Genomic DNA, 12,297 nt, shown 5'->3' with positions numbered 1-12,297 from the left:
CCTGTCCTTTCCGGAGACCAGACCCATGACCGCGCCCGCCACCCTGACCGGCCCCGATCTTCTGCCCAAGGACGGTATCGTCCGCCGGATCGTGGTCTTCCTGCACGGCTATGGCGCCGACGGCCAGGACCTGATCGGGCTGGCGCCGTTCTTTGCCCAGGCGCTGCCGCACACCGCTTTCTATGCGCCGGATGCGCCCTATCCCTGCGAGATGTCGCCCTTCGGCCGGCAGTGGTTCGGCCTGGACGATTACGACCCCGACATGCTGCGCCGGGACCCCGCCAATATGGCGGCGGCGCATGCAAGGATGGCGGCGGGGGTGGCCCGCGCTGCCGCCCCGCTCAGGGCCTTTCTGGCAGAGAAGCTGAAGGTTCATGGGCTGGGCGCCGACCGGCTGGCCCTGATCGGCTTTTCGCAGGGCACGATGATGTCGCTGGGGGTGGGGCTGGCGCTCGACCAGCCGCCGGCGGCGATCGTCGGCTTCTCGGGGGCCATGCTGGGCCAGGTGCCGCCGATGACCGACGGCGGACGCCGGCCCGAGGTGCTGCTGATCCACGGCACCAACGACCCGGTCGTGCCGGTGGAGGCCTCGGGCCATGCGCTCGCCAAGCTTGAGGCGGCCGGCATCCCGGCGGAGCTGATCCGCCGGCCCGGCCTTGCCCATGGCATCGACCAGCAGGGTGCCGAGGCGGCTGCCCGCTTCCTGATGGAGCGGCTGCCGCAGGATTGAGCGCGCCTATGCCGCCTCTGCCGCGGCGGCGAAGGCTTCGGCCAGACCGTCGCCGCGCCCGCGCGGCCAGGCCGCCAGCACCTCGACCTCTGCGGCGGCGGCGGGCAGGGGGGTGAGAGCGATACCGGGGGCGGTATGGCCCTGGAAGACCCGCGCCGGCAGGATGGTGAAGCCGAGCCCCGCCGCCACGCAGCCGATCACGCCGTCGAGCGTGCCCAGTTCCAGCACCCGGACCGGCAGACGGCCGGCCTCTCGCAGCAGTTTCTCGGCCCGGGCCCGATAGGCGCAGCCCGACCGGAAGCCGATCAGCGGCAGGGGCAGCCCGTCGCTGCCGGTCTCTGCCCCGGCCACGGGAGCCGCCTGGACCAGGTGTTCGGTCCAGACGCGACGGCTGGCGAGGGCAGGGTGGTCGAGGGGGCCTGCGATCAGCGCCACGTCCAGGCGATGGCGCAGAAGATCCGCGACCAGCTCGTCGGTGGTACCGGTGGCGAGGCCGATCGGCCGGGCCTCGCCACCGGCCTGTTGCCGGAAGCGGCCCAGGATGCCGGGCAGGCGGGTGGCGGCGATGGTTTCCATCGCGCCGATCCGGACCGGCAGACCGGCCATACCGCCACCTGCGACCGAGCGGCGCGCCTCTTCGGCCAGCATCAGCAGCCGGTCGGCATAATCCTTCAGCCGCTGCCCGGCCTCGGTGAGGTCGAGCCCGCGGGACCGGCGGCGGAACAGGGCGACGTTCAGTTCGGCTTCAAGCCGCTTCAGGCGGGCGGTCACCGCCGAGGGCACGCAGTTCAGCCGCTCCGCCGCCGGGGTCGCACCGCCGAGCTCCGCCACCGCTTTCACCGCCGCCAGGTCCGCGAGATCCATGGCTGCCGCTCCTGTTTGCATAAAAACTGTAAACAGGATCCATCGATCGTCGCTGGTGTGCAAGCATATGGCGGGGGTAGGCTGAAGACGGTTCAGAAGCCCCTGCCGGAGATCCCTGCCATGTCTGCCCCCGCCATGTCTGCCCGACCCGTCGTCGCCACCGATCTGACCCGCCGCTTCGGTCTCCGCCTTCCGGTCATTCAGGCGCCCATGGCCGGTGGGCCCACCACCGCGGAACTGGTGGCCGGTGCCAGCGAGGCGGGGGTTCTGGGCGCGCTGGGGGCTGCCTATACCCGCGCCCAGGACATCCCGGCGGAGATCCGTGCAATCCGCGCGAAGACCGACCGGCCGTTTGCCGTCAACCTGTTCTTCCATAAGGGGCGGATCGCCGGGGCCGAGGAGATTGCGGCGGCACGCCGGGCGCTGGAACCGCTGGCGGGTCGGGTCGGGGCGGAGCTGCCGCAGGATGTTTCGGATGCCGCCCCGCCGCTCGACGCCCAGATCCGTGCCGTGCTCGACGAGGCGCCGGCGGCGTTGAGCTTCACCATGGGCCTGCCGCCTGCGGGGCTGGTGGAGGCGGCGCGGACGCGCGGCATCGCACTGATCGGCACGGCGACCACGCCCCTGGAAGGCCGCGCATTGATCGCGGCAGGGGTGGAGATGATCGTGGTGCAGGGGGCAGATGCCGGTGGTCATAGCGGCATGTTCGATGCCGACGGGCCGGCCCCGGCCTTCGGCTGGCCGGCGCTGCTGGAGGCGCTGGTGGAAGAGGCGGCCGCTGCGGGCGTCGCGCTGATTGCCGCGGGCGGGATCATGACCGGCCGCGGCGTCGCCGGGGCCCTGGCCATGGGCGCTGCCGGCGCCCAGCTGGGCACGGCCTTCCTGTCGACGGCGGAGGCCGGCACGAAGCCCGGCCACCGCCGTCTGCTGGCCGAGGCCGCGGCGGCGGGTGAGGGGCGCACGGTGCTCACACGCGCCTTTACCGCCCGTCAGGCCCGCAAGCTTCTGGCGGCGGGCGAGGCCATGCCGGTGGAACCGGCGGCCCTGGCGGCCTTCCCGGCCCAGCACGGGCTGACCAGACCGATCCGCGCCCGTGCCGATGCGGCGGGTGTGCCGGAGGCGCAGGCCTGGTGGGCGGGGGCGGGGGCCGGCCTGTCCCGAACGCTGCCGGTGGCCGGGCTGGTGGAGCGGCTGGGGCAGGAACTGACCGCCGCGCTTGAGGGCATGCAACAGTCTGACCGGTAGTGCCCGGCTGGTATGTTCGGGGCCGAGGTTGCGATGCGGAAGGGGGCATGGTTCCATGTGAAACCCCCCGGCCGCATCCCGTGGCCGCCTTCAGGACGGATCCGCCCATGAGCAGAGACGAAGATTTTCTCCGGCCGGAGGAACGCCGCACCAGCGGAACCGACCAGACGGTCATGATGATGCGCTACGACAACGAGAAGAAGAGTGCGCTGCTCGCCTATCTTCTCTGGTTCTTTCTGGGATGGTTCGGTGTACACCGGATGTATCTGGGATCCTGGGTCTCGGGGTTGATCATGCTGGCATTGAACGGCATATCTGCTGCGCTGGTGTTCTTGCTGGTCGGATATCTCGGTTACGCGCTGCTTGCGCTCTGGCTGTTGCTGGACCTGTTCCTGATTCCAGGCATGGTCCGTCGTCGTAACGAGGAGCTGATCGGTCGCCTGACCCGCTGACGCGTCAACGCGCTGAGGCATCCCGACCCGGCGGGCACCGGCGTGGATGGACCGATAAGGAGACCTCGTCCGCATGGATCAGGTAACGACCGAAATCGATGCCGTGGTTGCGGCACTCAGCACGCTGGCGGTGACCTATGGCATGGCCGTCCTCGGCGCCATCGCCCTTCTGATCGGCGGCTGGCTGATCGCAGGCTGGCTGGAGAAGGCGGTGGATCGATCCCTCGGCCGGATCAGTCATATGGACCCGACGCTCCGGCCGTTCATCGCCAGCCTGGTGCGCTATGGCATCCTGGTCCTGACGGTGATCATCGTCCTCGGCCAGTTCGGGGTACAGACGGCCAGCATCATCGCCGTGCTCGGCGCCGCCGGCCTCGCCATCGGCCTGGCGCTGCAGGGCACGCTGTCGAATGTTGCAGCCGGAATCATGCTGCTCTTCCTCCGGCCGTTCCGGATCGGCGATTTCATCGACGCCGGCGGCCGCGCCGGCTCGGTGATCAACGTCAATCTGTTCACCACCGAACTGAAGATGGCGGACGGGGTGTTCATGAGCCTGCCCAACAGCCAGGTCTGGGGGCAGCCGATCACCAACTATGCCCGCAACCCGGTCCGGCGCATGGATATCGTGGTCGGTATCGCCTATGACGACGACATCGACACCGCGATCGAGGCGCTGTCGGCGGTTCTGGCCGCGGATGAGCGGGTGCTCAAGGATCCCGCTCCGCAGGTGATGGTCACCAATCTGGGTGAAAGCTCGGTCGACATCACCATGCGGTTCAACGCCACGATCGGTGACTACTGGAACCTGCGCTGGGACATGATGAAGCGCGCCAAGCTTGCGGTCGAGGCCGCCGGTTGCAGTATTCCGTTCCCGCAGCGCGACCTGCACCTCATCGCGCCGAAAGGCGTGACCGTGGGGCTTGCCCCGGCCGGAGACGGCCCGGCACAGGCCCAGCCGCCGGTCGCCTGAACCTGCCAGTCGCCTGAACCTGCCGGTCGCCTGAACCTGCCAGTCGCCTGAACCTGCCGGTCGCCTGAACCTGCCGGTCGCCGATGCTCAGGCGCCGAGGCGCCTGCCGTCACCGCCGAAGACGTGCAGCCGGTCGAGCCGCGCCTGAAGGGCCATATGCGCGCCCGGCGCCGTCTCGACCGCACCGGCGAGACGGGCGGTGACGAGGCCACGGGCCTCGCCCGCCGCATCGGCGAGCGCGGTGCCGCAGGGCGCGGTCGGCCGGCCGTGGATCAGGGTGTCCGCCCCCAGCGGCTCTACCGCCATCACCTCCAGCCCCATTTCAAGCACCGGTGCACCGGCAAGTGCACTGGCGCCGGGGCGATGCAGGTCTTCAGGCCTGAGCCCCAGCACGGCGCCGGTCCCGGCCATACCGGTCAGACCTTCAAGGCCGAGCGCTGCCGGATCGACGCGGATCGGCCGGTCGCCCTCAACCAGAATTGCATCGGCGGCCAGCGCCGCCGGCATAAAGTTCATGGCGGGGGAGCCGATGAAGCCGGCCACGAACCGGGTGGCCGGCCGAAGATAAAGATCGAGCGGCCGGCCGATCTGTTCCGCCCGCCCGCCATTCATCACCACCAGCCGGTCGGCGAGGGTCATCGCCTCCACCTGATCATGGGTGACATAGAGGCTGGTGACGCCCAGGCGCTGATGCAGGCGCTTGATCTCCAGCCGCATCTGCACCCGGAGCTTGGCATCCAGATTGGACAGCGGCTCGTCGAACAGGAAGAGCTTCGGCTCGCGCACGATGGCGCGGCCCATGGCGACCCGCTGACGCTGACCGCCCGACAGGGCAGCCGGCCGGCGGTCGAGCAGGGCACCCAGGCCCAGCATGGCGGCGGCCTCGTCCACCCGCCGACGGATGTCGGCCTTGGCCATGCCGCGGATCTTGAGCCCGTAGGCCATGTTCTGAAACACGGTCATATGGGGGTAGAGCGCGTAGTTCTGGAACACCATCGCGATGTCGCGATCCCGGGGCTCCAGCTCGTTGACCACCCGGCCGTCGATCAGGATCCGGCCGGCAGTGACCGTCTCCAGACCCGCCACCATGCGCAGCAAAGTGGACTTGCCGCAGCCGGACGGCCCGACCAGCACCACGAATTCGCCATCGGCGACATCGAGATCGACACCATGGATGACCGGGGTGTCGGCATAGGATTTGCGCAGATCGGCCAGGGTCAGCGTGCTCATGGGACAGGTCTGCCTTCGGATTGAGACGGGATTCCGCATACGGACGAGGGTCGTCAAACACCCGCCAACGACTACTTCTCTGCGTCGACCAGGCCCTTGACGAACCAGCGCTGCATGCCGAGCACGACCGCGAGCGGCGGCAGCAGGGCGAGCAGGCTCATCGCCATCACCAGGTTCCAGGGGGTCAGCTCGTCGCTGCCGGACAGCGCGCGCTGGATGCCGATCAGCATCGTGGTCATCTGCGGGTCGGTGGTCACGATCAGCGGCCAGAGATACTGATTCCAGCCATAGGCGAACATGATCACGAACAGCGCTGCGATATTGGTGCGCGAGAGCGGCAGGATCACGTCGACCAGGAAGCGGATCGGTCCGGCGCCGTCGACGCGTGCGGCCTCGACCAGCTCGTCGGGGATGGTCAGGAAGAACTGCCGGAACAGGAAGGTGGCGGTGGCAGAGGCGAGCAGCGGTACGATCAGCCCGCCGAAACTGTTCAGCAGGCCCAGATCCGACACCACCTGGAAGGTCGGCACGATCCTGACTTCCACCGGCAGCATCAGGGTGGCGAAGATCATCCAGAACCACAGCATCCGGAGCGGGAAGCGGAAGAAGACGATCGCATAGGCCGACAGCAGGGAGATCACGATCTTGCCGATGGCGATGCCGAGCGCCATGACCAGCGAGTTCAGCATCATGGTCGCAACCGGCAGGTCGCCGAAGGTCGGGATGCCGGTGGCGAGCACGCGGGCATAGGTCGGGACCAGATCGGGGCCGGGCAGGAGCGGGATCACGCCCTGCAGCATCGTCGAGGCCTCGTGGGTCGAGGTGACGAAGGCGATGTAGACCGGAAAGACGATCGCGGCGAGCAGGCCGCAGATCAGGGCATGACGGACGAGACGCGAGCGGGTGCCGCCTTCGACCATGGCCATGGGAGCATTCCTCGCTCAGTAATGGACCTTGCGTTCGACCCAGCGGAACTGGACCACGGTCATGGCGGCGACCACCACCATCAGGATCACCGACTGTGCCGCCGACCGGCCGAGATCGAGGCCGATGAAGCCGTCGCGGAACACCTTGTAGACCAGGGTTTCGGTGGCATTGCCGGGACCGCCCTGGGTGACCGCGTGAATCACCGGGAAGGTGTCGAAGAAGGCATAGGTCACGTTCACCACCATCAGGAAGAAGGCGGTGGGCGAGAGCAGGGGCAGAACGATGCTGACGAAGCGCCGCCCGGGTCCGGCGCCATCGATCGCCGCCGCCTCGATCAGCGAGCGGGGGATGGATTGCAACCCGGCCAGGAAAAACACGAAATTATAGGCGATCTGCTTCCAGGCCGCGGCGAGGATCACCAGCAGCAGGGCCTGATCGCCGTTGCGGACATGGTTCCAGTCGATGCCGACCTGGCTCAGCCAGTGGGTGACGATGCCGACCGTGGGGTTGAAGATGAAGAACCAGAGCGCGCCGGCAACCGCCGGGGCAATGGCATAGGGGGCGACCGAGATCGCCCTGTAGACGGCACCGGCCCGTCGTGAGGTGACCCCGTCGACCAGCGCCGCCAGCAGCAGACCCAGGCTCAGCGAGACCAGCATCACGCCGATGCTGAACAGCGCCGTAACCGCGATCGCGTTGTGATAGCCGGGATCGGTCAGCACGCTTTCGAAATTCTCGAACCAGACGAATTCCGAGCCGAAGCCGAAGGCGTCCTCGATCAGCATCGACTGTTTCAGCGCCTGGGCCGCAGGCCAGACGAAGAAGATCAGGGTGATGGCGATCTGGGGCGCGACCAGGGCAAGCGGCAGGGCTCTGCCGCGAAAGAGCGAGCGGGTGGCCATGGGGCGGACGGGTTCCGGGTGGATGGGATACGAAGCGACGCGGCCCGTGCGGGGGAGCACCCCCCGCACGGGCCGGCTGCACGGATCTTCAGGTGATCAGTTGCCGGCGGTCCGCTCGAACCGGCGCAGCAGCTCGTCGCCACGCGCCTTGGCGTCGTCGAGCGCGGCCTTGGCGGTCTTCTTGCCGGCGAAGACCTGCTCCATCTCTTCCTCGATCACGTCGCGGATCTGGACGAAGTTACCGAGACGCAGGCCCTTCGAGTTCTCGGTCGGCGGGTTGAGGTTCATCTGCAGGATCGAGACCTCGGCATCCGGGGTCTTCTCGTAGGCCCCCTGCTTCTTGGCATATTCATAGGCCGCATTGGTGATCGGCAGATAGCCGGTGAACAGGTGCCAGTCGGCCTGAACCTCGGGCGACGACAGGTAGCTGAAGAACTTCGCGACGCCCTTGTACTCTTCGGCCGGCTTGCCGTTCAGCACCCAGAGGCTGGCGCCGCCGATGATCGAGTTCTGGGGCTTTTCGACCGCGCTCTTCCAGTAGGGCAACATGGTCACGCCGAAGGTGAAGTCCTTGACGCCATTACGGATGCCGGCGAGTGACGCGGAGCTGTCGATATAGAGCACGCATTCGCCCGAGATGAACTTCGGGCGTGCATCGCTGCGGCGTCCGCCATAGTCGAAGGCCTTGGTCTTCTGCCATTCACCCAGCGTCTCCAGATGCTTCACCTGCACCGGGCCGTTGAAGGCCAGTTCGGTGTCGAAGCCGCCGAAACCATTCTGCTTCGTGGCGAAGGGCAGGTTGTGCCAGGCCGAGAAGTTCTCAAGCTGGGCCCAGGACGGCCAGCCGGTGGTCAGGCCGCAGGTATAGCCCGCCGCCTGCGCCTTCTTGATGTAGTCGCCGACCTGTTCCCAGGTGGCGAGATCGGTCTTGTAGTCGATGCCGACCTTCTTCGCGGCGTCGAGATTGACATACATGACCGTCGTCGAGCTGTTGAACGGCATCGACAGCATGCGGCCGTCGGTGGTGCTGTAATAGCCGGTCACCGCCTGGAGATAGGCCTTGGGATCGAAGGGCTCGCCGGCCTCTTCCATCACCTCGTAAACCGGCTTCACGGCACCCTTGGCCGCCATCATGGTGGCGGTGCCGACCTCGAAGACCTGCACGATCGCGGGCTGCTGGCCGGCGCGGAAGGCGGCGATCGCGCCGGTCATGGTTTCGGCATAATTGCCCTTGTAGACCGGGACGATCTCGTAATCCGACTGGCCGGCGTTGAAGTCCTTGGCGATCTGCTCGACCTTCTGGCCAAGCTCACCGCCCATGGCATGCCACCATTCCACCTTGGTGGCGGCATCGGCGGCGCCGGCGAAACCGCCGACGGTGAAGCTGGCGGCCACGGCCGCGGCAACGATCCAGGTCTTGTTCATGACGACGCTCCCTGAGGGTCCGGAGGTGCTGTCTTCCGGGGTCGGTCTTGGGGACAGGTGCGGGTCGACCGGATCGTCTGCGGCAGCGGGCGGGGGGTCAGCCTGCCCCGGACAGCATCCGGTCGGGGAAATCGGTGAACACGGCGGTGACGCCAAGGGCGTGCAGATATGCGGCGCGGGCGGGGTCGTTGACCGTCCAGGCCCTGAGGTCGAGGCCGCGCATGCGCGCCCAGGCCACAAGGCCTTTGTCGATCACCCGCTCCCACAGATGCAGGGCGGCGGGGCGCAGCTCCCCCACCAGCGCCTCCAGGGTGCGGGGGGCGGGCAGGCCTTCGAACAGCAGGGCCCGCGGCAGTTCGGGGGCGACGCTCAGCGCGGTGCGGAGCGAGGCCATCTCGAAGGAAGAGAGCAGCGGCGGCCGCTTGCCTGCCGGCCAGAGCCGGCGCAGCTCCTCTGCCACCACCGCCGCGGTTTCGGCCTCACGATGAGGGCAGGGCTTGATCTCGACATTGGCATCGAGACCAGTTTCGGTGAGCACCGCCACGGCCTCGGCCAGGGTCGGAATGCGGGTGCCGGCGAAACCGGGCGCGAACCAGGCGCCGGCATCCAGTGCCTTGAGCGCCGCCAGCTCGAAGCCCGCAGCCGGGCCGCGGCCGTCGGTGGTTCGCTCCACCCGGTCGTCATGGAGCAGCACCGGCACGCCGGAACGGGTGAGCTTCACGTCGAATTCCACCATCGGCGCACCCAGCTCCGCCGCGCGGCGGATCGCCGGCAGCGTGTTCTCGGGCGCATGACCGCTTGCGCCGCGATGGCCGATGACGAAGCCGGCGGGCAGGCTGGCGCGTGAAGCAGGACGGGACACGGCGTCGGATGTGCTCATGATGGGTCACCGGATCGACGGTTGAGACGAGGGTGCAGAACCGTCGACTGGTCGCGGTTCTACCGTGGCCTTTTGACGGTTTCGTGGCGGCGATGTTACCGCAGCGTGATATCGCCCGCCGATGGCGTTGCACCACTGCGCAAGGCGGGGACTTTCGCCGCCTGGGGGGCGATGCTATCTAGAAGGCTGGAGAGATGGGGGAAGTCCAGAGCCAGACGGTACCGCATGCGGTACCGTGGATGCCCGAGGAGACGATATTGAACGCGCTCGAGAAGGTGATCGACGGCTTTCGCCGCTTTCGCGACGATGCCATGCAGACCCGGCCGGAGTTCTTCGAAAAGCTGGCCCGCCAGCAGACCCCCAAGGTCATGGTGATCGGCTGTTGTGACAGTCGCGTCGATCCCGCGATCATCACCTCCGCCGATCCGGGCGATCTGTTCATTCTGCGCAACGTGGCCAATCTGGTGCCGCCCTTCGAGCCCGACGGCGCCCGCCACGGCACTTCGGCGGCGCTGGAATTCGCGGTCGACGGGCTGAAGGTCGAACACATCGTGGTGATGGGCCATGCCGGCTGTGGCGGCATCCGGGCCCTGCTGCAGCGCGATCCGACCCAGCCCAGCACCGATTTCATCGACGTCTGGATGTCGCAGATCGACGGCGTGCGTGAGCAGGTGCTGCATGATCACGCCCATGTCGATGCCCACGAGCACCAGCATCTCTGCGAACTCGAATCGATCAAGGTGTCGCTGAAGAACCTCGCCACCTTCCCCTGGATCGCCGAGCGGCTGGAGCAGGGGACGCTTCAGCTCCATGGCTGGTATTACGATATCGGCCGTGCTCAGCTGATGGCGTATGACGCCGAAAGCGACGATTTCAAGCCGGTGTAAGCTCCGCGACGTGGCCCCGCCGATCAGTGGCTGCCGCCGTCGTCCTGATTGCGGCCGACGATCAACGGCAGCAATTGGGCGTAGCCGTCGGCCCTGAGCTGGCCGAGACAGGCTTCTGTTTCCTCGGCAGACTGGCCGACGGCGTCGAGGGTCGCGGCAGCGAGCATCAGGCTCGCCTCGATGGTCTCGGGCAACACGCGATCGGCGCCGGCGACACGCAGCCGATCGGCGTGGCGGGTGTCGTGGGCGCGGGCGATGATCTGCACCCCCGGCGCGGCATGGCGGATGGTCCTGACCGCACGCTCGGCCGCGCCGGCATTGTCGATGGTCACCACCACGGCCGTGGCGCGTTCGATGCCGGCGGCGCGCAGCACGTCGCGGCGGGCGCCGTTGCCGAAAAAGACGTTGTGGCCCTGGCCGCGGCCCTGGGTCACCCGCTCGCTGTCCAGATCGAGCGCCAGATAGGGGCGGCGGCTGTTTTCCAGCACATGGGCCAAAGTCCGGCCGACCCGGCCGAAGCCCAGCACCAGCACATGTTCCTCAAGATCGGCGGCCTCGTCGCCGAGTGCCGTCTGGGGCGTCGCCACGGGCGGGGTGAGCAGCTGTTCCAGCCGCCGGCCCGCGGCATCCAGAAGCGGCGTCAGCGCCATGGAGAAGGCCACGGCGGCCACGATCGGCGCCGCTTCGGCCGGGGCGATCAGGCCGAAGCTGCCGGCGGTCGCCATGACCACGAAAGCGAATTCGCCGCCCTGGGCGAGCAGCAGGCCTGATCGCACCGACAGAGAGACCGGCAGGGCGAAGCCGCGGGCAAGGCCGCCCAGCACCGCCGCCTTGACCAGGATCAGCCCCGCGGTCAGCCCCAGCACCAGCGGCAGTTCGCGCAGAACCAGCGCCAGATCGATGCCCATGCCCACCGACAGGAAGAACACACCCAGAAACAGGCCGCGTACCGGCTCGATGTCGCCTTCGATCTGGTGCCGGAAGGCGGTGCCGGCCAGCAGGGCGCCGGCCAGGAAGGCCCCGAGCGCCAGCGACATGCCGGCAAGCGCGGTCAGCAAAGCGGTGCCCAGCACCACCAGCAGGGTGGCCCCCATGAAGACGTCCGGGTTGCGCAGCGCCGCGATCCGCCGGAAAGCCGGCTGCGACAGATAGCGGCCGGCCAGCGAGATGCCGGCCAGTGCCACCGCCGCCTTGACCACCGCCAGGCCCAGCGCCATCAGGGCATCTTCTCCCGGTGCACCGAGCAGGGGAAGAGCCGCCAGCATCGGCACCACCGCCAGATCCTGGAACAGCAGCACGGCGATGGCGACCCGGCCGATGCGGGTGACCTGTTCACCGCGCTCCACCATCAACTGCAGCACCACGGCGGTGGAGGAGAGCGCGAGGGCGCAGCCCAGAATGCCCGCGGTCATCGGCGCCAGGCCCAGCGCCGTGCCGATCGCCGCGATGACGGCGGCAGTCACCACCACCTGGGCGGCCCCCAGCCCCAGCGCCAGGCGCCGCATGGTCCGGATGCGTTCGAAAGAGAGTTCGAGGCCGATCGAGAACAGCAGGAAGACCACGCCAAATTCGGCGAAGAGATGCAGCGCCGGGCCCTCTTCGACCAGGCCGAAGCCATGGGGGCCGACCGCCAGGCCCGTGGCCAGATAGCCCAGCACCGGCGAGGCGCCGATACGGATCGACACCGGCACGATGACCACGGCGGCGGCAAGTGCCGTGACGATGTCGACGAGCGGGCCGAGCTGGCTCATGGGCAGGAACTTCCGGTGGCGATGGGGTATCCTG

Annotated in this window: 12 protein-coding genes; 5 read left to right on the top strand and 7 right to left on the bottom strand. The window is 68.2% G+C overall.

The genetic code is table 11. The features are described 5' to 3' along the window. The first annotated feature begins 25 nt into the window (after positions 1–25). On the top strand, positions 26–730 hold the full coding sequence (locus P7L68_RS26595) for an alpha/beta hydrolase (RefSeq protein WP_372002813.1): 705 nt from the start codon (positions 26–28) through the stop codon (positions 728–730). Positions 731–736: 6 nt separating this feature from the next. On the opposite strand, the gene P7L68_RS26590 is transcribed toward P7L68_RS26595, so the two are convergent. Continuing rightward, complete coding sequence (locus P7L68_RS26590) at positions 737–1,594, bottom strand: LysR family transcriptional regulator (protein ID WP_372002811.1); 858 nt, start codon at positions 1,592–1,594, stop codon at positions 737–739. A 120-nt stretch (positions 1,595–1,714) separates the two neighbouring features. Between P7L68_RS26590 and P7L68_RS26585 the strand changes: the two genes are divergently transcribed. The 3 genes from P7L68_RS26585 to P7L68_RS26575 all read left to right on the top strand — a co-directional run bounded on the left by P7L68_RS26585 (position 1,715) and on the right by P7L68_RS26575 (position 4,261). Continuing rightward, complete coding sequence (locus P7L68_RS26585) at positions 1,715–2,839, top strand: NAD(P)H-dependent flavin oxidoreductase (protein WP_372002809.1); 1,125 nt, start codon at positions 1,715–1,717, stop codon at positions 2,837–2,839. Between the two features lie 107 nt (positions 2,840–2,946). Further along, positions 2,947–3,291, top strand: a complete 345-nt coding sequence (locus tag P7L68_RS26580) for a TM2 domain-containing protein (protein ID WP_372002808.1) — start codon at positions 2,947–2,949, stop codon at positions 3,289–3,291. A gap of 73 nt (positions 3,292–3,364) precedes the next feature. Then, on the top strand, positions 3,365–4,261 hold the full coding sequence (locus P7L68_RS26575) for a mechanosensitive ion channel family protein (RefSeq protein ID WP_372002806.1): 897 nt from the start codon (positions 3,365–3,367) through the stop codon (positions 4,259–4,261). A gap of 87 nt (positions 4,262–4,348) precedes the next feature. On the opposite strand, the gene ugpC is transcribed toward P7L68_RS26575, so the two are convergent. From ugpC to P7L68_RS26550, 5 genes are all read right to left on the bottom strand, one after another. After that, a complete protein-coding gene (gene ugpC, locus P7L68_RS26570; RefSeq protein ID WP_372002805.1) occupies positions 4,349–5,491 on the bottom strand; it encodes a sn-glycerol-3-phosphate ABC transporter ATP-binding protein UgpC in 1,143 nt (380 codons plus the stop codon). Positions 5,492–5,562: 71 nt separating this feature from the next. After that, entirely contained in the window at positions 5,563–6,411 is an 849-nt protein-coding gene (ugpE, locus tag P7L68_RS26565) for a sn-glycerol-3-phosphate ABC transporter permease UgpE (RefSeq protein WP_372006969.1), read from the bottom strand. Between the two features lie 21 nt (positions 6,412–6,432). After that, entirely contained in the window at positions 6,433–7,320 is an 888-nt protein-coding gene (gene ugpA, locus P7L68_RS26560; protein ID WP_372002803.1) for a sn-glycerol-3-phosphate ABC transporter permease UgpA, read from the bottom strand. Positions 7,321–7,416: 96 nt separating this feature from the next. Beyond that, a complete protein-coding gene (gene ugpB / locus P7L68_RS26555; protein WP_372002801.1) occupies positions 7,417–8,745 on the bottom strand; it encodes a sn-glycerol-3-phosphate ABC transporter substrate-binding protein UgpB in 1,329 nt (442 codons plus the stop codon). A 97-nt stretch (positions 8,746–8,842) separates the two neighbouring features. Then, complete coding sequence (locus P7L68_RS26550) at positions 8,843–9,625, bottom strand: glycerophosphodiester phosphodiesterase family protein (RefSeq protein ID WP_372002799.1); 783 nt, start codon at positions 9,623–9,625, stop codon at positions 8,843–8,845. A gap of 257 nt (positions 9,626–9,882) precedes the next feature. Between P7L68_RS26550 and P7L68_RS26545 the strand changes: the two genes are divergently transcribed. Further along, entirely contained in the window at positions 9,883–10,512 is a 630-nt protein-coding gene (locus P7L68_RS26545) for a carbonic anhydrase (RefSeq protein WP_372002797.1), read from the top strand. A 23-nt stretch (positions 10,513–10,535) separates the two neighbouring features. Here the strand turns inward: P7L68_RS26545 and P7L68_RS26540 are convergent, their stop codons facing one another. Next, positions 10,536–12,263 carry a monovalent cation:proton antiporter-2 (CPA2) family protein gene (locus P7L68_RS26540; protein WP_372002795.1) on the bottom strand — a complete coding sequence of 576 codons (1,728 nt, stop codon included), beginning with the start codon at positions 12,261–12,263 and terminating at the stop codon, positions 10,536–10,538. Positions 12,264–12,297: the final 34 nt, after the last annotated feature.

It is taken from the genome of Tistrella mobilis (assembly GCF_041468085.1).
Lineage (GTDB): Bacteria > Pseudomonadota > Alphaproteobacteria > Tistrellales > Tistrellaceae > Tistrella > Tistrella mobilis_A.
The sequence above is the reverse complement of the archived record's forward strand: the minus strand, read 5'-3'. Positions and strand labels throughout refer to the sequence as shown.